The sequence below is a fragment of the Neptunitalea lumnitzerae genome, assembly GCF_027924185.1.
Taxonomy (GTDB): Bacteria; Bacteroidota; Bacteroidia; order Flavobacteriales; family Flavobacteriaceae; genus Neptunitalea; species Neptunitalea lumnitzerae.
In genome coordinates, this window is sequence record NZ_BRVO01000002.1 from 834,083 (window position 1) to 854,392 (window position 20,310).

Genomic DNA, 20,310 nt, shown 5'->3' on the forward strand with positions numbered 1-20,310 from the left:
TATTATAAAATAACACCTGTAATAATTAATAAATGTAAAAAACACATTTATTAATTAGTCATCAGCCTTAGTTTGTGCCTTATTTTTTAAGCACCGTAAACTCAATAGTAGACATATTGTATACACGGTGTGTTTGCTTTTGAAAATCCTTAGCTTCTGCCTTATAAATATTCTCAACATACGTCTGCGGATTCATATCTATTAAAGGAAACCATGAACTCTGAATTTGTACTTGAATTTTATGTCCTTTTTTGAAGGTATGGAAAACATCTTGAAGTTTCACATCTACATTGGTTACTTGGTTAGGAACAAACGGCTCTGGGTTTTCAAAACTATTTCTAAATCTACCGCGCATTACCTCACTACGTACCATCATGTGATAGTTATCCATTTTTAAATATTCTTGAGTTTCTTCAAAATCTTCTGCATCTGAAGGAAATACATCAATTACCTTTACAATCCAATCAGCATCAGTTCCGGTAGTAGATACTTTTAATTTAGCTAAAATATCTCCTGCTAAGGTAATATCGTCTTCTAAAACTGGGGTTTCAAATACCAATACATCTGGTCTTCTAGCAGCAAAACGCTGATCATCCGTCATGTATTTTCTAGGTGTAAATACAAATTTAATATCTTCAGAATATGGTACTGGCTTTTTAGGATCACTCACAAATTCTGCAAAAGAAAATTCTCTGGTCATCATTTTAGATAATGCCTGATGAGCTCCTAAACCATAAGTTTCTTTAATAGTATTTTCAGGTGGCCAAGAATCAAACTTATTCCATTCATTGCTTCCTGTATTATACATATAAGCTTCTGGTAACCCAGACTCCCCTTTTCCGTCTTCTTTTAAGAAATGGTGAAAGAATTTACTTTGAATGTTTTCTTGGAAAAATTTAGATATATCAGAACCAAAATACACATTTCCTATCGCTTGTCTTTCTTTGTTACGCGCCCAGTCTCCATGGCTCCACGGCCCCATAACAATAGTATTGTAAAGCTTTTTATTTTCTTCTACTTGCGCATACGAATTTAATGGTCCGTATAAATCTTCAGCATCAAACCAGCCACCTACAAACATTACCGCAGGTTTCTTTTTAATATCATTTAAGTGTTGTACCAATCCTCTTGGTTTCCAAAACTCATCATAATTAGGATGATCCTTAATTTGCTCGTAGAATACATTTTCTTTAGAGTAAAAGGTATCTAATTTAGATAACGGCATATGATCTAAGAAAAACTGATATTGATCTTGTGTAGGTACATCTGTAATCTTATACCAATCTTTTGTCATTGGTGTATCTTTCTCATAACCAAATAACCCTGTAATTCTCCAGTAGCTTAATAAAAATGCTCCATTATGATGAAAATCATCAAAGAAGAAATCTCCAATACATGCTTGTGGAGACACTGCTTTTAACGCTGGGTGCTCTGATAATAACGAATACGAAGCATAAAAGCCAGGATAAGAAATTCCCCAAGTACCAACATTTCCGTTGTTGTTAGGTACATTTTTTACCAACCAATCAATAGTGTCGTACGTATCGGATGCTTCATCTACTTGCTTCCCTTTTTTGTTGGGTATGTAAGCGCGCATATTATCATATACACCCTCACTATTCCAACGTCCTCTAACGTCTTGATAAACGATAATGTACCCTTCTTCCATCATAGTTTTATCAGGACCAATGGTAGCTCGGTATTTATCAGGACCATAAGGTTGGCAGCTATAAGGGGTACGCTGCATTACAATAGGGTATTTTTTAGAAGTATCTTTAGGACTATAGATAGTCGTATGCAAGTGAATACCATCTCGCATTTCAATAGATACTTCTTTTTTTGTGTAGTGGGCTTTTACGTCATAACCTTGAGCGTTAAGCACAAATACACTTAAAAAGGTAAGAACTAATAATTTTAATTTCATGATACATATTTGTTTGCAACTTTAAATATATTTCTTCTTAATAGAACCACCTTATATTCTCCTAAAATTAACATTTATAGCTGCATAAAAAATTAAAAAAGCCATTCTTAACTGTAAGAATGGCTTTTTATATCGTTTAAAATTACTTCAAGTAATAACTTAGAAGTTCTTAATTATCTAATCTGTAATTTACTTTTTAGCGTTTGCTACACCTGTTTCTAACCAAGACAAGTAAGCTTCTACAGGTTCATACTGCATTGGTACATTCAGCATTTCATAATCTGTAGTCATTAATACATAATAAGGCTGTGATGTTGTTTTAAAATTAATATACCTCATCGTTGCCCATTTATCACCAATGGTTTCAATGTCCTTTACGCTACCGTTGTCATATTGGTATTTAAATTGCTCAGCTTCTTCTAAAGCTTTTCTATCATCGGTATATAATGAAATAATAACTACATCTTTCTCTAGTATTTCATTTACACGCTCGTCTGTCCAAATTTGTTCTTCTACTTTTCTACAGTTTACACATGCCCAACCCGTAAAATCTAACATTACCAATTTATCATTTTCTTTGGCATAGGCCATTCCCTCTTCCATATCGGTAAAAATGGTTAAATCACTCTCATGTTTTCCTGGGAATAACGAGTAGAAAGATGGTGGTGGGAATCCACTTAATAAGCGTAAATTATTTACCCCTGCTATACCCAAAATAAGGTATACAGAAAATACCCCAGAAAGAATACCAAGTCCTAATCTACCTTTAGACAACTTCCCTTTTGGTCCATCATGCGGAAATCTATAAACACCAAATAAGTATAATGTTAATAACACAAACAATACAATCCATAATCCTATAAATACTTCTTTTTTCAAAATACCCCAGTGCATTACCAAATCTGCATTTGATAAAAACTTAAGCGCAAATGCTAACTCTAAAAACCCTAAGAATACTTTGGTAGTAGTCATCCATCCACCTGATTTAGGTAACGACTTTAATAAGTTAGGGAATAAAGCAAAGAAAGCAAATGGTAACGCTAAAGCCAATCCAAAAGCGCCCATACCTACTGTTAATAGCATTGCACCACCATCTGCAGTAAGTGAACCAGCTAGTAACGACCCTAATATAGGACCCGTACAAGAAAAAGAAACAATAGCTAAGGTTACCGCCATAAAGAAAATACCAATAACCCCACCTATATTAGATGCATTATCCATTTTATTGGTCCAAGAGTTTGGTAATGTAATCTCGTAGTATCCAAAAAATGAAAAAGCAAAGAATAAAAAGATAATAAAGAAAAAGGCATTTAAAAATGCATTGGTAGATATATTACCTAAAATGTCTGGGTTTATAGTAGTTAATAAATGGAAAGGTAAACTTAACAACAAGTAAATTAAAACTATAAAAAATCCGTATAACAAAGCATTTGCTTTTCCTTTAGTAGAGTTTTCATTTCTTTTAGTAAAGAAAGAAACCGTTAAAGGAATAATTGGAAATACACAAGGCGTTAATAACGCTATAAAACCACCTAAAAAGCCTAGTACAAAAACTTCCCAGTAACCTTTTTGTTCTTCAGTATTTTCTAAATAATGTGTATTTTTTAAAGATAACACCAATGCAGAAGAAAGTTCAGCATCGCGCTCTGTCATTACCTTTTTCTTTACTTCCGCCTTTTGTCCGGTTAAAGAAAATGCAAATTCCTGATCGCCATTAATACACACCTCTTTACATACTTGATAAGTTAATTTACCATAAACAGCTTTTAAATCTCCCTTTAATAAATGAATGCGCTGTTTTACATACAGCTCATCTTTAAAAAAGGTTTCATCTACTTCAAAAATTTCGTTGTATTCTGTATAGGTATCTCCTTCTGCTGCAGTACCAACCAATTCGTAATCAGCTCCAGCATTCTCAAACTTAAATTCCAAAGGTAATGAACCTCCTTCACTGGTAAATTGAGAATACACGTGCCATTCTGGTTCTATATTTGCTTTAAAAATAAGGTCAAATTCAGTTTCAGAAATTTTTTCTACGCTATAAAACCATTTAACAGGCTCTACTTGCATGGGTTGTTGGTTACCGAATTGTGAAAATCCTAAAAATCCGGTTAGTAATAGTACTACAGCAAATAAATTCTTCATTATGTAATCACTTGTATTTTTAAAATTGTTTTTGTTTGCTCCGAAACCGAAAAACGTCGGTCTGCTCTTTTGCCTATGATCCAAACAATATCTTGTTCAGTGCATAAAATCCATTGTTCCTCTTTGGCTTTTATAGAGTATTTTTCATCTTTATAAAACTTACTCACTTTCTTTTTACCAAACATTCCGAACGGATGGAAATAGTCTCCTATTTTTCGTTTCCTTACAATCAGCGGCAAATTTAACTTTTCTCCATCAACATATATAACAGAATCTCCTATTTCTTGAATTTCTTCTACAATTTTGAAAGATAATTTAACAGGCTGGTCTATTTCTTCAGGAATGGTATTAAATATATAAGTATCAGAAACTACATTTTCTATAGCTCTTAAAATAAGTGTATCTCTGTGTTTACTTAGCTCATGAGTTTTAGAGTACACTACCTTGCCTCCTTGAGCACTTAACAGATGTTCTACATCTTTCCACGAGGTAAATCCGTATGGCTTAAATAATTCAAATAAATAAGTAGCAAGCGGATTAAGCGCTGATAATTGAACCACAGGAATTTTTATCACTCCATTTTCTTTAATGAAAAGTACCGATTTCAATTCGGCTATATGACGGTCCACTATAGCTTTAGATCCCATTAAGTACTCCTGTGTTTTTAAGAAATTCTCTAAAAAATTTGGATGTAACTCTTCTAATAAGGGCGTTATATGGTGTCTAATTTTATTTCTCAGATATGCATCTGATGCGTTACTACTATCCTCTCTCCAATCAATACCTTGGCTTTTAGCATATGCTTCAATGGTTTCACGAGAAAATGGTAACATAGGGCGTACTACTTTATCATTCTCAACCGGAATTCCGGCCAAACCATCTATACCAGTACCTCTAGAAAGATTAATTAAAAAAGTTTCAATTTTATCATTGGCATGGTGTGCTACCAAAATATGCTCAAAACCATGAGTAACACAAAGTTCATTAAACCATGCATAGCGTAACTCCCTTGCTGCTAACTGGGTATTTAAACCTTTGTCTGCTGCGTATTTCTTAGTTTCAAAACGCTTGCAGTATATAGGTACCTTATATTTTTTAGTCGTATCAACCACTAGCTGCTCATCACCATCACTCTCAGTACCACGCAAGCTAAAATTACAATGCGCTACTGCTAAATCTGCTTTTAATTCCTGAAAAAGATGTAACATTACCATGCTATCTACCCCTCCACTAACGGCCAATAATACTTTTTTCTGAAGTAATTGCGGAAAAGAAATATTTAGGTGATATGTGAATTCTTTGAGCATGCCCAAATATACTAACTTCGTAAATACTTTTGCTTAAGTTTCGCTTAATCCAACAAAGGCAGTTTGTTAATCATTAATTTCTAACAAAACATTTTTCATTGCATTGGCTTTTAAAAGACATTCCTCATACTCTTTTTCTGGGTCAGATAAAGAAGTAATAGCACTCCCAACTGAAAAAGAAACATATTGTTTTTCTTCATTATATAGAATACTCCTAATCACTACATTAAAATCAAAATTACCATTCGGATCAAAATAACCTACGGCTCCGCTATACAAACCTCGTTTGGTTTCTTCTAATTCTTCAATAATCTTCATAGCAGATATTTTAGGAGCTCCTGTCATGCTGCCCATAGGGAAAGTACTTTTAATTAGATCTACTGAGTGTATATGATCCTCTACTGTAGCTGCCACCGTAGATATTAATTGATGCACCTGTTTAAAGGTATACACCTTACATAATTCGGTAACCTTTACACTACCCTTTTTGGCATAATGAGATAAATCGTTACGCACCAAATCAACAATCATAATGTTCTCTGCACGTTCTTTTTCATCTACACTCAACATAGTTGCTAAATCCTTATCGTCATTTTCATCTACTGCTCGCTTGGCTGTTCCTTTGATGGGCTGAGAAATCACTTGATCTCCTATACGCTGTATGTAACGTTCTGGAGAAGCCGAAAGTAAATAAAGCTTATGGTGTTTTAAAAAAGTAGCAAAAGGCGGAATAGAAATAGCATTCAACCGATGATACATAAGTACAGGGTCTATAGTTGCCTGCTCTCCATAAAATTCCATACACATATTGGCCTCATAAATATCGCCTCTATGAATATAAGATTGCATTTTAGCTACCTTATCTAAATATTCATTTTTAGAAATTTTATCATTAATTGTAAAACTTGGCGTGTAAACATCCTCAAACAAATCGGTACTTACAATGTTCTTAAAATCATCCTCTATTTCATCATCTACCATTCCTAAGTAAGAGAACTCTAACTGATTTCCTTTTACAAAAATAATTTTCTTAGGCTGAAAAAAACTTAAGGCTGCAAAATCTAAACCATCACTGTTGTTAGATTGCAATGACTCAGTATCATTTTTTAAATCATAGCTCAAATAACCAAAAATCCAGTCTTTAGTAGTTAGCTGATATTCCTTTAAAGCCTCAAACCCATTATCGGTATCTGGTTTTTGAATACTAGTTAAAGCATCTACGGCTAATATAGCATCAAAAACACTGTGCTCTTGTCCGTAGTTATTAGAGTCTAACCAAGTAACCTCATCATACTGAGATGCCCATTGTACTAATTTATTTTTTAGTGTAGAGGTAACAGTAATGGTGTACGTTTGGTTTGTTCGCTTCATAGGGTTTAAAAAAGTGTGACAAATTTAACAAACTATTAAAAAATTCATGATTTAAATTTCAAAATATATTTGTATCATTGCTATATGAAAAATATAATTTTGAACATTAGACGCAATTACCCCACTCGCTCTCCTGAGCGCCGCCGCTGTATGTAATATCATTACAGGCAAGTAACTAGTGTTTTATTTTTCATTTTATCAATAATGTTTTTATCCTCATTTTTATCGGAGTTTGTTACCTCTCAGTTATTCACTGAGAAACGCTCTATTTTGTTTAGTCCCATCCGCCGCCGCCCGTAAGGGTGCAGTTATTTTTATGGAACCTAGGTGAGTCCGGTTCTTTTCTTGAAAAAATTACCTTTTTTATTGTTTTTAATTCTTAAATTGTTGAAATGAAGATTGTTGTAGCCAATAAATCTCATAGTAAGTATGCTACTATAATTTGCGATACTATGGCAGAGTCTGCCAAAGTGCGTGGCACAGGTATTGCCAAAAGAACTCCTGAGTATATTATTACAAAAATGGAGAATGGTAACGCTGTTATAGCATTAGAGGGCGACTCTTTTGCTGGCTTCTGCTACATTGAGGTTTGGAGTCACGAAAAATTTGTGGCTAACTCTGGTTTAATAGTTCATCCTGATTATAGAAATCTAGGACTCGCTAAAAGTATAAAACAAGAGATTTTTAACCTCTCCAGAAAGAAATTTCCAGATGCAAAAATTTTTGGTATTACCACAGGCTTAGCAGTTATGAAAATTAACTATGAGCTAGGGTATAAACCTGTAACATTTTCTGAATTAACAGATGATCCTACGTTTTGGAAAGGTTGCCAAACTTGTAAGAACTACGATATTCTGCAACGTACAGAACAAAAAATGTGCTTATGTACAGGTATGCTATATGATCCTGATGCTAAAAAGGATGAAAAAGTAAAGCCAAAAAATCATCAACATGATTACGATAAAAAAGTGTTGCAACGCTTAAAAAATATCAAACAACATTTATTCTTACCAAAAGAAAAAGAAGATAAAAAATGAAAAAATTAGTTTTAGCCTACAGTGGCGGTTTAGACACCTCTTATTGTGCAAAATATTTAAGTAAAGATCAAGGTTTTGAAGTACATGCTGTAAGTGTAAACACTGGTGGTTTTACTGAAAACGAAATAAAAATAATGGAAGAAAAAGCGTATGCACTAGGGGTAGCTTCTTACACCAGCATCAATGCGCTTAGTATCTTTTATAATAAAGTAGTAAAGTATTTAATTTATGGTAATATTTTAAAAAACAACACCTATCCGCTATCGGTAAGTGCAGAACGTATAGTGCAAGCCATTGAAATTATAAACCACGCTAAAAAAATAGGTGCAGGTTATATAGCACATGGTAGTACTGGAGCTGGTAATGACCAAGTTAGATTTGATATGATCTTTCAGATTTTAGCTCCTGAAATTGAAATTATTACTCCTATTAGAGATTTAAAATTGTCTAGAGAATCTGAAATAGCCTATTTACAAGAAAATGGAATTGAATACAGTTGGGAAAAAGCTAAATATTCCATTAACAAAGGCCTATGGGGTACCAGCGTTGGAGGTAGTGAAACCTTAACATCTCATGGTTCTTTACCAGAAGAAGCATACCCAAGTCAGCTAGAAGAAACAACGCCTAAACAGGTTACCCTAACATTTACCAAAGGAGAATTAACCGCAATTGATGGAAAAGAAAATACACCTGAAATTAATATTCAGCTTCTCAATGAAATTGCCTCTAAATATGCAATAGGTAGAGATATTCATGTGGGAGATACAATTATAGGTATTAAAGGACGTGTTGGTTTTGAAGCTGCAGCACCTTTAGTAATTATTAAAGCACACCATTTATTAGAAAAACATGTACTTACCAAATGGCAACAGCATCATAAAGAGTACTTAGCTAATTGGTACGGTATGTTATTACACGAAGGACAATATTTAGATGAGGTAATGAGAAACATGGAGGCCTTTTTATCAGATGCTCAGAAAAATGTAAGCGGCGATGTATTTGTAACCTTATTACCATACAGATTTCAGCTAGATGGTATTAGCTCTATGCACGATTTAATGAATGCCTCATTTGGTAGTTATGGAGAAATGAATAAAGGTTGGACAGCAGATGATGCCAAAGGATTCATTAAGCTAACAGCAAATCAGAACAAAATCTATTATCACGTAAACGGAGAATCATGATTCAAGTAGGTATTGCAGGTAGTGCGGGATATACCGCAGGAGAATTGATTAGATTATTACTACAACACCCTAAGGCTGTTATTAACTTTGCCTATAGTACTTCTAATGCAGGTAACTTAATTAGTAGTGTGCACGATGATCTTATAGGTGAAACAGACCTTACTTTTACAAATGAAGTAAACCCAAATGTGAATGTTGTTTTTCTATGTTTGGGCCATGGAAATTCTAAAAAGTTTCTAGAGGAACATACGTTTGCTCCTCATACAAAGGTAATTGACTTAAGCAATGATTTCCGTTTAGAGAAAGATGCTCTTTTTATGGGTAGAGATTTTGTATATGGCTTACCAGAGTTTCAAAAAGCTGCTATTAAAGAGGCTAGTAATATTGCAAACCCAGGATGCTTTGCTACCGCAATTCAATTAGCACTATTACCCTTGGCTAAAGAAAAAAAACTAACACATGAAGTTCACATCCATGCTGTAACGGGTAGTACAGGAGCCGGACAATCACTTTCTGCTACCAGTCATTTTACTTGGAGAAATAATAATTTCTCTTACTATAAACCATTTACGCATCAGCATCTAGGAGAAATATCAGAAACCTTAACATCGCTTCAGGGTACACTAGACACAGCTATTAACTTTATGCCCTATCGAGGCGATTTTACCAGAGGTATTTTTGTGACGGCTTATACCAACTTTGATGGTAGTTTGGAAGACGCTAAAGCTATTTACAAAAATTACTTTAAAAATGCACCCTTTACTACCGTATCAGACACTGAGTTAAACCTGAAACAAGTAGTAAATACTAACAAATGTTTAGTGCATTTACACAAGCATGAAAATAAACTATTAATAACTAGCTGTATAGATAACTTATTAAAGGGTGCTAGTGGGCAGGCTATTCATAATATGAATTTAATGTTTGGTTTAGAAGAAACTACTGGACTGCATATTAAAGCCTCTTATTTTTAATTTTTTAAGCCTTAAATAACAAACTATGAAAATAGCCATATTAGGAACCGGAAACCTAGGACTTTCCATAGCAAAAGGATTAATTGTAAATAATGCAATTACTACGCTATACCTTACAAAACGTACCATAGCATCTATTGAAAGTTATAGTGAATACGGTAATGTTTTTGTAACTACAGATAATAGAACCGCAGTAGAAAAATCGGATATTATTATTTTGGCTATACAGCCAAGACACACTGAGTTGGTTTTAAATGAAATAAAAGATATGCTTACTGAAAAGCATGTAGTTATTTCAACTGTAACAGGATTTAAAATACCACGTATTGAAGCCATTATAGGTAACGATCAGTTTATCATAAGAGCAATGCCAAATACAGCCATTTCTGTAGGAAAGTCTATGACGTGTATTTGCTCTAATGAAAAAGGAAAAAAACGAGTTAATGTTGCGTTGGCTATATTTAATCGTTTAGGAAATTCCATTGAAATTCCGGAAGAACAGATGCAGGCGGCCACCGTTATTTGTGCTAGTGGTATTGCCTTTTGGATGCGTTTAATACGTGCTACTACGCAAGGAGCTATTCAATTAGGATTTGAATCTACCGAAGCATTAGAAATGTCTATGCACACCTGTTTAGGCGCAGCAAGTTTATTGGTAGAAAGTGGTAACCATCCTGAACAAGAAATAGACCGTGTGACCACTCCTGGTGGTTGTACTATTGAAGGCCTTAACGAAATGGAACATCAGGGATTGAGTTCCTCATTGATTAAAGGGTTAAAAGCTTCTTTTGATAAAATCAATCAAATTTCTAAATCGTAAGTATGAAACTATTTAATGTATATCCATTATATGATATCACCCCTGTACTAGGTAAAGATGTATATGTTTATGACGATAAAGGTGTTGAATATTTAGACCTATACGGCGGACACGCAGTAATTTCTATTGGACATGCACACCCTACCTATGTTACTAGTATTCAAGAACAAGTTGCCAAACTAGGGTTTTACTCTAATGCCATTCAGAATCCATTGCAAACCGAATTAGCCGAAAAACTTGGTGTATTATCGGGGTGTGACGCTTATAACCTATTCTTGTGTAACTCAGGAGCGGAAGCCAACGAAAATGCACTAAAAGTTGCTTCCTTTGTTACTGGTAAATCAAGAGTGATTTCTTTTGGTAATTCCTTTCACGGAAGAACCTCAGCAGCCGTTGCCGCTACTGATAACCCTAAAATTGTAGCTCCTATCAATGCGCAACAAAAAGTGACTTTTTTAGAACTTGGTGATATTGACGGTGTTAAAGCAGAACTTGAAAAAGGAGATGTATGTGCGGTAATCCTAGAGTTTATTCAAGGAGTGGGTGGTTTAGATGAAACCACTGCCGAATTTTATGAAACATTAGATGCTCTTTGTAAAACTAACAACACCTTTTTAATTGCTGATGAGGTACAGTCTGGCTATGGTAGAACAGGAAATTTCTTTGCCTTTCAGGCTTATAATGTAACGCCAGATATAATCTCTATGGCAAAAGGCATGGGTAATGGTTTCCCTATTGGAGGTATTTTAACACATCCTTCTATAGAGGCTTGGCATGGTATGCTGGGTACTACTTTTGGTGGTAATCACTTGGCATGTGCTGCAGGTATCGCTGTGTTAAATGTTATGAAGGATGAAAACCTAATGGAGCATGTAAAAGAGGTTGCTACCTATTTTAAAGAAAAAGCAGCCGAAATCCCTGATGTTAAAACGATTAAAGGGCGTGGATTAATGCTTGGTTTAGAATTTGATTTTGAAGTGGTTGAGCTTCGAAAAAAGCTTATCTATGACTATCACATTTTCACTGGAAGCGCCAACAACAAAAAGTTATTGCGAATACTACCTCCGCTAACGGTTCAAAAAGAACACATTGACACTTTCTTAACTGCATTGAAATCGGTTTTACAGCCGGTATAACATGAAATTGACACCATACAAAATGAAAGAATATTTAGACATACCTGATATTGATAATCTCCCTGAACTTATAGAGGAAGCTATTGCACTAAAAAAAGCCCCGTATGCTTTTGAAGCATTAGGCAAACATAAAACTATCGGACTATTGTTTTTTAATTCTAGTCTACGTACTAGATTGAGTACACAAAAGGCTGCTCAGCAATTAGGTATGCATTGTATTGTTATGAATTTTGGTGCAGATGCTTGGGCTATAGAGTTTGAAGATGGTACCGTTATGGATGGTAGTACTTCTGAACACATCAAAGAAGCTGCTGCTGTAATTTCTCAATATTGTAATATAGTTGCCATACGCGCCTTCCCTACTTTAACAGATAAAGAGAAGGACTTATCGGAACATGTACTGAATAATTTTAAAAAATATGGTAGCATTCCTATTGTGAATATGGAAAGTGCTACGGCGCACCCTTTACAGGCTTTAGCAGATGCTATTACCATTACCGAACTTAAAAAAACGGCTAAACCAAAAGTGGTTTTAAGTTGGGCTCCGCATCCTAAAGCACTACCCCATGCGGTGGCTAATTCGTTTACTAAAATAATGCAACGTATGGATGTTGACTTTGTGATTACCCATCCGGAAGGCTATGAACTTAATCCGGAGGTGACCAAGGATACGCCTATTGTGTACAATCAGGAAGAAGCTTTTAAAGATGCCGATTTCATCTATGTGAAAAATTGGAGTAATTACAAGGACTATGGAAAAGTAGTGAATAACGACCCAAACTGGACAATCACTAATAAACAAATGGCTGTTACCAATAACGCTAAGTTTATGCACTGCCTTCCGGTACGTAGAAATGTAATTGTAGCCGATGAAATATTAGATAGTGATGCTTCGGTGGTTATTGAACAAGCTAACAACCGTACCTATTCAGCACAGGTAGTTTTAAAAAGAATTTTAGAGCATTTAAAATAAGCTTATGGAACTAAAAGTCATTAAAATAGGTGGAAACGTTATAGAAAATGAAACGGCTCTGGAAGCCTTCATTACCGATTTTGCAGCAGTTAAAGGACCTAAAATTTTGGTGCATGGTGGTGGTAAGTTAGCCACACAATTAGCTAAAAAAATGGGAATTGAAACTACTATGGTAGAAGGTCGCCGTATTACTGATGCTGAAACTCTAAAAGTAATCACCATGGTATATGGTGGTTTTGCTAATAAAAATATTGTTGCCAAATTACAAGGAAATGGCTGTAACGCTATTGGTTTGTCTGGTGCAGATGGTAATGTCATACAGGCTATTAAACGCCCAGTTAAAACTATTGATTACGGTTATGTGGGCGATGTTACCGGTATAAGCGAACAAACCATTGATGCCTTATTAAAAAATGGATTAACGCCAGTTTTCTGTGCGATCACCCATGATGGTAACGGACAGCTTTTTAATACAAATGCAGATACCATAGCCGCTACCATTGCAGTAGGTATGAGCAATTTATACGATACTGCTCTGTACTATTGTTTTGAGAAAAATGGGGTAATGAGAGATATTAATGATGATGATTCTGTAATTGAACATATAAACACTCAAAATTACCCGACGCTGTTAGAAGAAAAAGTAGTAAGTGACGGAATGATTCCTAAACTACACAATGCCTTTGAAGCCTTAAAACAAAATGTAAAAAAGGTTTGCATTGGTAACACCAAAATGATTGTAGAAAACAGCCAACAAAAACACACCACAATTACGTTATGATAACTCAGGAACATTTAACCGAAAAAGCCACCGAGCTGCTGAGGCAACTCATAGAAACACCTTCATTTTCATCGGAAGAAGAAGGTACTGCTGCCCTTATTGAAAACTGGCTTACCCAATTCGGTATTCCTTTTCAACGCAAGCAACATAATATTTATGCGTTTAATAAACATTATGAAGATGGCAAACCATTATTATTGTTAAACTCACACCATGATACCGTAAAGCCAAATTCAGGTTATACCAAAGATCCGTTTAAAGCTATTGAAGAAGATGGTAAATTATACGGACTAGGAAGTAACGATGCAGGAGGATGCTTGGTTAGCTTACTAGCCTCCTTTATACATTTCTACGAAAAAGAAAATTTATCGCACAACATTGTACTAGTAGCATCAGCCGAAGAAGAAAGCTCAGGTGCTAACGGGTTAAACAGCATGTTGACTCATTTACCTAAAATTGATGTAGCCATTGTAGGAGAACCTACATTAATGAATTTGGCCATAGCAGAAAAAGGATTGGTGGTATTTGATGCCGTGGTAAAAGGAACCCCTAGCCATGCTGCACATCCTAACAATGACAATGCTATCTATAATTCTATAGAGGTCTTAAAATGGTTTGAGCAAAAGAAGTTTGAAAAAGTATCTGAGGTATTAGGAGAAGTAAAACTCACCGTTACACAAATAAACGCTGGGAAACAGCACAATGTAGTTCCGGCAGAAGTACAATTGGTAATAGATGTTAGAGTTAACGATAAATATACCAACGCAGAGATAGCAGAAATCTTAGCTACTGAAGCACCATGTGAGGTAAAAGCAAGATCACTAAGACTAAATTCGTCTTCTATAGATAAAAATCATGATTTGGTAAAAGCTGGTATAGGTTTAGGCAGAGCAACCTATGGCTCTCCTACCCTTTCAGATCAATCGGTATTATCATGCCAATCCTTAAAATTAGGTCCTGGAGATTCTACCCGATCGCACTCAGCCGATGAATTTATTTATCTTCAAGAAATTGAAGAGGGAATTGATCTTTACATTAAAATTTTAAGCACCTTTTTACAGTAATTATTATGAAACTTTGGGACAAAGGTTTTAGTACCGATAAAAAAATAGATCATTTTACCGTTGGTAATGACAGACAATTAGATTTGTTATTAGCCAAATACGACGTGCAAGCATCTAAAGCGCATGCTAAGATGTTGGGGAATATTGGCATCTTAACAACCAAGGAAACACTGGATGTTATCTTGGCCTTAGACGAAATAGCTACGACAATTGACAATGGAACATTTACCATTGAAGATAGCTTTGAAGACATGCATTCTAAAATTGAGTTTCTATTAGTTGAAAAACTAGGAGATACCGGAAAAAAAATACATACGGCACGCTCCAGAAACGATCAGGTTTTAGTAGCAGTTCACTTGTATCTTAAAGAAGAAATAAAGGAGATTAAACAACAAGTAAAAGAGCTGTTTGATTTGCTTATCAATCATGCCGAAACCTATAAAGATATTCTTATACCTGGATATACCCATTTACAAGTAGCAATGCCTTCTTCATTTGGTTTATGGTTTTCTGCCTACGCCGAAAGTTTGATAGACGATGTGTATTTTTTAAATGCAGCTTACAAAATAGTAGACCAAAACCCTTTGGGTAGTGCTGCCGGTTATGGTAGTTCTTTTGATATCAACAGAACGTTTACCACGCAAGAACTAGATTTTGCTACTATGAAATACAATGTGGTAGCAGCTCAAATGAGCAGAGGTAAGTCTGAAAAAAGTACTGCCTTTGCCATTAGTAGTATAGCTGCTACACTTGCCAAAATGAGTATGGATATCTGCCTATATATGAGTCAGAATTTTAATTTTATTGGTTTTCCTGATGAGCTTACTACCGGAAGTAGTATTATGCCCCACAAGAAAAACCCAGATGTATTTGAACTTATTAGAGGCAAGTGTAATGTGCTACAAGGTTTACCTCAGCAACTGGCACTATTAACTACTAATTTACCAAGTGGTTATCATAGAGATTTACAGCTTTCGAAAGAGCTTATAGTACCCGCGATACAAGAGTTAAAATCATGTATTGAAATGGCTACCTTTACATTAAAAGATATAAAAGTAAATACCCATATTTTAGAAGACCCTAAGTATGATTATTTGTTTAGCGTAGACACTTTAAACAAGCTAGTACAAGACGGCATGCCGTTTAGAGATGCCTATAAAAAAATAGGTATGGATATTCAAGAAGGTGCTTTTACACCCAACAAGAATGTTCATCACACCCACGAAGGTAGTATAGGAAATCTATGTTTAGAAGCTATTCAAAACAAAATGGAATCCGTCTTAAAATTATGATTTTCAAAATTTTAAAGGTTTCATATTAATAAAATGATATTAATAACCAATGTCCTAAAAATTAGGATAGCTACTTTTAAAAGCTATCCTTTTTTTATATACTTTTGGGAAAAATTAACACACCTATGAAACCGTCTTCTTTTAGATTATATTTTATTGATCTTATCAGGGCTTTTGCTATTTGCATGATGCTTCAAGGGCATTTTACAGATAGTTTGTTAGGCCATGAGTTTAGAGATCCTAACAATATATTCTATTCGGTGTGGTTATATTTTAGAGGTATTACAGCACCTACTTTCTTTACTGTGTCCGGTTTTATATTTACGTATTTATTAATTAAAGATACTGTACATACTGGGTGGAATAACATTCGTGTTAGTAAAGGTATAAGAAGAGGTATTACGTTAGTTCTAGTAGGTTATGCCCTTAGAACTAATATGGCTGGGCTACTAATGGGGCGCATTTACGATGGTTTTTATATGGTAGATGTATTACAGTGTATTGGTATTTCTTTAATGCTAATTATTACGGTATACTTACTTACGTTAAAAGCTCCTAAATGGGTAATGCCACTGATGTTATTAAGTGCAACGGTATTTTTATTTGCATTTGAGCCTATTTATTCAAAATTAAGTTTTGACTATTTACCTAAAATGTTTGCTAACTATTTTACAAAAGCCAATGGTTCTGTATTTACTATTTTCCCTTGGTTTGGATATGCAGCTTTTGGTTCATTCATGGGCTATGTATTTAATTACTTTAAAGAACGTAAAAACATGTATAGCTATGCTGTGGTAATCACTTTAATTACTGGGCTTGCTTTATTATTTGGTAGTTCTCCGTTTTTCAATAAAATGTATGAGTGGACAAACATTAGTTTATTTCATAATATTTATAGTAACAACTATCTTTTTGCAAGACTTGGTAATGTATTATTAAGCTTTGCTATTTTTATGATATTGCAAAATGTTATTACCTCCAGAAAAATTAGAGAAATAGGTCAAAATACACTTTCTATTTATATAATTCACTTCATGCTTTTGTACGGTAGTTTTACAGGTTTGGGCTTATATAAATACTTTAACCATCAACTACATCCATACATTGTGGTACCAGGAGCTATTTTGTTTGTTATTACCAATGTATTTATTTCTTTTAAATACAACTTATACAAACCTGATTTTGATGAAAAAGTAGCCATTGCCAAGCAAGAAGTAATGCTTTGGATTATTGGAGGGTATTATTTACTTATTAATTTAGGCATTAAAATAAAGCAAAAAGTAGACTCATTACTTTCTACCTACCGAAACTCATGATAACAAGGATCTATACTGCTTAGGTGTAATTTTTTCTATTTTCTTAAATTGTCGGTTAAAATAACTAACATTATTAAAACCAGATTGAAAAGCTATTTCTCTTAATTTATCATTAGAGTTTCTAATTAGGTTTTTAGCTAACTTTATACGCTCAGTATTCAAATAATCTATAGGAGTTTCACCCAAGGTATTTTTAAAGGTTTTAAAAAAGCTAGATTTACTCATACAAGCCTTATCCGCTAGTTTATCTACATTAATATCTTCAGTTAGGTGTTCTCTTATATATTTTACCACAAAAGCAATCCTATTATCATCTAATAATTTATCGGTATCATTTAAAAGCAACACCCTTGCTTTTGTTTGCAATAATCTAATAATAAGTTCTTTTATCATTAAGTCTAATAAAACATCTTTAGCCTTGCTACCTTCAACAAAAGTAAGCGTTAGTCTATCTACCAACGCCTGTAAATTACGGTTATGATTTAAATGAATAGCCGCATCTTCTAACTGAAAAGTATCATTTTCAAATTCTATACGCGTTTTATCATTAAAAAAGTCAACGGTTTCTTTTATTTTATCGGCTGCAATGCCCAAAGCCAAACATTCTGTAGGTTGCTCCAACGTTGCCGTAGGAAAATCTATAATCATTTTTTCATTTGCAGGAAGCACCACAGACTCTCCAGGAAGAAAATCAAATTGCTTCATATGATCTAAGTGCATAATTTTTTTTCCTGAAATCATGCTTGCTATAATAGGATAACTAAATTCCAAATAAACATTTTCAGCTTTCTGCCGAGTTTCATAAATATTTAATTCCGCGAAATCAGTACTGTAAACCGTTCTATTTTCCACTAAAGTCTCAATTTTTCTAAGACTTCTATGTTTTATCAATTTGTCATTCAAAACATCCTATTTTATCAAAATCATACTAATGTACTACAAAAAAATACAAATGTTCAATTTTTTAAGTAAATTAATAACGAATTTTAACACTGTAATCAAAATCAAACAATAATTATGGATACTATAACGCAATCCTTTCCTTTTGTTGGGAAAGAAGTTTCTTTCAAAGAAAAATACGATAATTTCATTGGTGGTAAATGGGTAGCACCTGTAAAAGGTGAATATTTTGATAATACTTCTCCTATTAATGGCAAACTTATCTCTAAAGTAGCAAGGTCTACTGAAGAAGATGTAGAGTTAGCTTTAGACGCAGCACACGAGGCTTATAAAACATGGAGTAAGACCTCTGCAACTGAAAGAAGTGCGGTACTTCTTAAAATAGCCGATGTAATGGAACAAAACCTAGAATATCTGGCAACTGTAGAGACTATTGATAATGGAAAAGCAATTAGAGAAACCCTCAACGCCGACTTACCTTTATGTGTTGATCACTTTAGATACTTTGCAGGGGTTATTAGAGGAGAAGAAAGTACCATTGCCGAACTAGACCAAAACATGGTAAGTATTGCATTGCACGAGCCTCTTGGTGTAGTTGGACAAATTATTCCGTGGAACTTTCCGCTTTTAATGGCTACATGGAAAATGGCTCCAGCAATTGCTGCCGGTAATGTAACGGTAGTAAAAGCAGCAGAGCAAACCCCTACCTCTATTATGGTACTTATGGAATTAATTCAAGATGTGCTACCGCCAGGTGTAATTAACATTATAAATGGTTTTGGTGTAGAAGCTGGTAAGCCTTTAGCAAGATCTCCAAGAATTGCCAAAGTAGCATTTACAGGTGAAACCACTACAGGTAGATTAATTATGCAATATGCTTCAGAAAACATTATTCCATCTACCATGGAATTAGGAGGCAAATCACCAAATATCTTCTTTAAATCTGTTGGAGATGCAGATGATGAATTCTTTGACAAAGCAGTTGAAGGTGCAGTGATGTTTGCCTTAAACCAAGGTGAGGTATGTACGTGTCCGTCACGTATGCTAGTACATGAAGATATTTACGATAAATTTATGGAGCGTGTGGTTGCAAGAACCAAAGCTATTGTATGTGGTAACCCACTAGACCCAGCTACTATGATGGGTGCACAGGCTAGTAACGATCAGAAAGAAAAAATTATGTCGTACCTAAAAATTGGTAAAGAAGAAGGTGCCGAAGTATTATGTGGTGGAGATGAAAACCATTTAGGAGGTGAATTTGAAGATGGTTACTACATTCAACCAACTATTTTTAAAGGACATAATAAAATGCGCGTATTCCAAGAAGAAATTTTTGGGCCAGTAGTTGCCGTGACTACTTTTAAAACAACTGAAGAAGCATTAGAAATAGCTAACGACACCTTATACGGTTTAGGTGCCGGAGTTTGGACAAGAGATGCTCATGAAATGTATCAAGTACCCCGTGAAATACTTGCCGGTAGAGTTTGGGTAAATAATTACCACTCCTACCCTGCACATGCACCATTTGGAGGATACAAAAAATCCGGTTATGGTAGAGAAACCCATAAAATGATGTTAGATCACTACAGACAAACTAAAAACATGCTTATTTCTTATGACAAGAATAAGCTTGGATTCTTTTAAATTTTAGTTGGGCAAATGTAAGGGCAGATTCTTCGGTCTGCCCTTTTTTAATTTCAAAAGAAAGATAGAATGGAGAAGCAAATAGAAAAAATAAGTGCTACAGATAAAGCTTTAAAATTAATAGCAGAACTAAAAGACCGTTATGGAGCTATTATGTTTCACCAAAGTGGCGGATGTTGTGATGGGTCTCAGCCCATGTGTTTTACTATTGATGATTTTAAAATTGGAGGATCCGATATAAAGCTAGGCGAAATTGAGGGTGTTGAATTCTGGATGAGCAAAGATCAATACGAATATTGGAAACATACTCACCTAACTTTAGATGTGGTTTCCGGCCGTGGTTCAAGCTTTTCTTTAGAAATTCCTATGGGGGTACGTTTCATCATACAATCAAGATTACTTACCCAAGAAGAAAGAGAAGCACTAAACATTTGATAAAAAG

Annotated in this window: 17 protein-coding genes; 12 read left to right on the forward strand and 5 right to left on the reverse strand. The window is 34.5% G+C overall.

The window, feature by feature from the left end; all coding sequences use genetic code 11:
- Positions 1-79: 79 nt before the first annotated feature.
- From Y10_RS10885 to Y10_RS10900, 4 genes are all read right to left on the reverse strand, one after another.
- Positions 80-1,924, reverse strand: coding sequence for a CocE/NonD family hydrolase (locus tag Y10_RS10885; protein ID WP_281765416.1), 1,845 nt, complete (start codon positions 1,922-1,924; stop codon positions 80-82).
- 189 nt (positions 1,925-2,113) lie between these two features.
- Complete coding sequence (locus Y10_RS10890) at positions 2,114-4,069, reverse strand: protein-disulfide reductase DsbD family protein (RefSeq protein WP_281765417.1); 1,956 nt, start codon at positions 4,067-4,069, stop codon at positions 2,114-2,116.
- On the reverse strand, positions 4,069-5,376 hold the full coding sequence (gene tilS / locus Y10_RS10895) for a tRNA lysidine(34) synthetase TilS (protein WP_281765418.1): 1,308 nt from the start codon (positions 5,374-5,376) through the stop codon (positions 4,069-4,071). The genes Y10_RS10890 and tilS overlap by 1 nt, the downstream gene beginning before the upstream one ends.
- Before the next feature lie 66 nt (positions 5,377-5,442).
- Positions 5,443-6,747: an anthranilate synthase component I family protein gene (locus Y10_RS10900; protein ID WP_281765419.1), complete on the reverse strand. Its 1,305-nt coding sequence runs from the start codon at positions 6,745-6,747 to the stop codon at positions 5,443-5,445.
- Positions 6,748-7,139: 392 nt separating this feature from the next.
- Here Y10_RS10900 and Y10_RS10905 point away from each other — a divergent pair, with 392 nt between their 5' ends.
- From Y10_RS10905 to Y10_RS10950, 10 genes are all read left to right on the forward strand, one after another.
- Complete coding sequence (locus Y10_RS10905; RefSeq protein WP_281765420.1) at positions 7,140-7,784, forward strand: GNAT family N-acetyltransferase; 645 nt, start codon at positions 7,140-7,142, stop codon at positions 7,782-7,784.
- A complete protein-coding gene (locus tag Y10_RS10910; protein WP_281765421.1) occupies positions 7,781-8,968 on the forward strand; it encodes an argininosuccinate synthase in 1,188 nt (395 codons plus the stop codon). Before Y10_RS10905 ends, Y10_RS10910 begins: the two co-directional genes overlap by 4 nt.
- Positions 8,965-9,942, forward strand: a complete 978-nt coding sequence (argC, locus tag Y10_RS10915; protein ID WP_281765422.1) for an N-acetyl-gamma-glutamyl-phosphate reductase — start codon at positions 8,965-8,967, stop codon at positions 9,940-9,942. Before Y10_RS10910 ends, argC begins: the two co-directional genes overlap by 4 nt.
- A gap of 25 nt (positions 9,943-9,967) precedes the next feature.
- A complete protein-coding gene (gene proC, locus Y10_RS10920) occupies positions 9,968-10,762 on the forward strand; it encodes a pyrroline-5-carboxylate reductase (RefSeq protein ID WP_281765423.1) in 795 nt (264 codons plus the stop codon).
- A 2-nt stretch (positions 10,763-10,764) separates the two neighbouring features.
- Complete coding sequence (locus Y10_RS10925) at positions 10,765-11,898, forward strand: aspartate aminotransferase family protein (RefSeq protein ID WP_281765424.1); 1,134 nt, start codon at positions 10,765-10,767, stop codon at positions 11,896-11,898.
- 22 nt (positions 11,899-11,920) lie between these two features.
- Positions 11,921-12,871 (forward strand): N-acetylornithine carbamoyltransferase, encoded by a 951-nt coding sequence (locus tag Y10_RS10930; RefSeq protein WP_281765425.1) that lies wholly within the window; start codon positions 11,921-11,923, stop codon positions 12,869-12,871.
- A gap of 4 nt (positions 12,872-12,875) precedes the next feature.
- Positions 12,876-13,652, forward strand: a complete 777-nt coding sequence (gene argB, locus Y10_RS10935; protein WP_281765426.1) for an acetylglutamate kinase — start codon at positions 12,876-12,878, stop codon at positions 13,650-13,652.
- On the forward strand, positions 13,649-14,716 hold the full coding sequence (locus tag Y10_RS10940; RefSeq protein WP_281765427.1) for a M20 family metallo-hydrolase: 1,068 nt from the start codon (positions 13,649-13,651) through the stop codon (positions 14,714-14,716). Before argB ends, Y10_RS10940 begins: the two co-directional genes overlap by 4 nt.
- Before the next feature lie 5 nt (positions 14,717-14,721).
- A complete protein-coding gene (gene argH / locus Y10_RS10945; protein ID WP_281765428.1) occupies positions 14,722-16,008 on the forward strand; it encodes an argininosuccinate lyase in 1,287 nt (428 codons plus the stop codon).
- Between the two features lie 125 nt (positions 16,009-16,133).
- Positions 16,134-17,324, forward strand: coding sequence for a heparan-alpha-glucosaminide N-acetyltransferase domain-containing protein (locus Y10_RS10950; RefSeq protein WP_281765429.1), 1,191 nt, complete (start codon positions 16,134-16,136; stop codon positions 17,322-17,324).
- Here the strand turns inward: Y10_RS10950 and Y10_RS10955 are convergent.
- Positions 17,319-18,176, reverse strand: coding sequence for an AraC family transcriptional regulator (locus Y10_RS10955; RefSeq protein ID WP_309297834.1), 858 nt, complete (start codon positions 18,174-18,176; stop codon positions 17,319-17,321). The genes Y10_RS10950 and Y10_RS10955 overlap by 6 nt on opposite strands.
- A 165-nt stretch (positions 18,177-18,341) precedes the next feature.
- Between Y10_RS10955 and Y10_RS10960 the strand changes: the two genes are divergently transcribed.
- Together Y10_RS10960 and Y10_RS10965 are read left to right on the forward strand one after the other, a co-directional pair.
- Positions 18,342-19,868, forward strand: a complete 1,527-nt coding sequence (locus Y10_RS10960; RefSeq protein ID WP_281765431.1) for an aldehyde dehydrogenase family protein — start codon at positions 18,342-18,344, stop codon at positions 19,866-19,868.
- Positions 19,869-19,937: 69 nt separating this feature from the next.
- Positions 19,938-20,303, forward strand: a complete 366-nt coding sequence (locus tag Y10_RS10965) for a DUF779 domain-containing protein (protein WP_281765432.1) — start codon at positions 19,938-19,940, stop codon at positions 20,301-20,303.
- The last annotated feature ends 7 nt before the right edge of the window (positions 20,304-20,310 follow it).

Excerpts from the sequence above, each read along its gene's own strand:
- argH (WP_281765428.1), top strand. The coding sequence starts at position 14,722 with ATGAAACTTTGGGACAAAGGTTTTAGTACCGATAAAAAAATAGATCAT.
- Y10_RS10960 (WP_281765431.1), top strand. The coding sequence starts at position 18,342 with ATGGATACTATAACGCAATCCTTTCCTTTTGTTGGGAAAGAAGTTTCT.
- Y10_RS10940 (WP_281765427.1), top strand. The coding sequence starts at position 13,649 with ATGATAACTCAGGAACATTTAACCGAAAAAGCCACCGAGCTGCTGAGG.
- Y10_RS10885 (WP_281765416.1), bottom strand. The coding sequence starts at position 1,924 with ATGAAATTAAAATTATTAGTTCTTACCTTTTTAAGTGTATTTGTGCTT.
- argB (WP_281765426.1), top strand. The coding sequence starts at position 12,876 with ATGGAACTAAAAGTCATTAAAATAGGTGGAAACGTTATAGAAAATGAA.
- Y10_RS10965 (WP_281765432.1), top strand. The coding sequence starts at position 19,938 with ATGGAGAAGCAAATAGAAAAAATAAGTGCTACAGATAAAGCTTTAAAA.
- Y10_RS10950 (WP_281765429.1), top strand. The coding sequence starts at position 16,134 with ATGAAACCGTCTTCTTTTAGATTATATTTTATTGATCTTATCAGGGCT.
- proC (WP_281765423.1), top strand. The coding sequence starts at position 9,968 with ATGAAAATAGCCATATTAGGAACCGGAAACCTAGGACTTTCCATAGCA.
- Y10_RS10910 (WP_281765421.1), top strand. The coding sequence starts at position 7,781 with ATGAAAAAATTAGTTTTAGCCTACAGTGGCGGTTTAGACACCTCTTAT.
- Y10_RS10905 (WP_281765420.1), top strand. The coding sequence starts at position 7,140 with ATGAAGATTGTTGTAGCCAATAAATCTCATAGTAAGTATGCTACTATA.
- tilS (WP_281765418.1), bottom strand. The coding sequence starts at position 5,376 with ATGCTCAAAGAATTCACATATCACCTAAATATTTCTTTTCCGCAATTA.
- Y10_RS10930 (WP_281765425.1), top strand. The coding sequence starts at position 11,921 with ATGAAAGAATATTTAGACATACCTGATATTGATAATCTCCCTGAACTT.
- Y10_RS10925 (WP_281765424.1), top strand. The coding sequence starts at position 10,765 with ATGAAACTATTTAATGTATATCCATTATATGATATCACCCCTGTACTA.
- argC (WP_281765422.1), top strand. The coding sequence starts at position 8,965 with ATGATTCAAGTAGGTATTGCAGGTAGTGCGGGATATACCGCAGGAGAA.
- Y10_RS10900 (WP_281765419.1), bottom strand. The coding sequence starts at position 6,747 with ATGAAGCGAACAAACCAAACGTACACCATTACTGTTACCTCTACACTA.
- Y10_RS10890 (WP_281765417.1), bottom strand. The coding sequence starts at position 4,069 with ATGAAGAATTTATTTGCTGTAGTACTATTACTAACCGGATTTTTAGGA.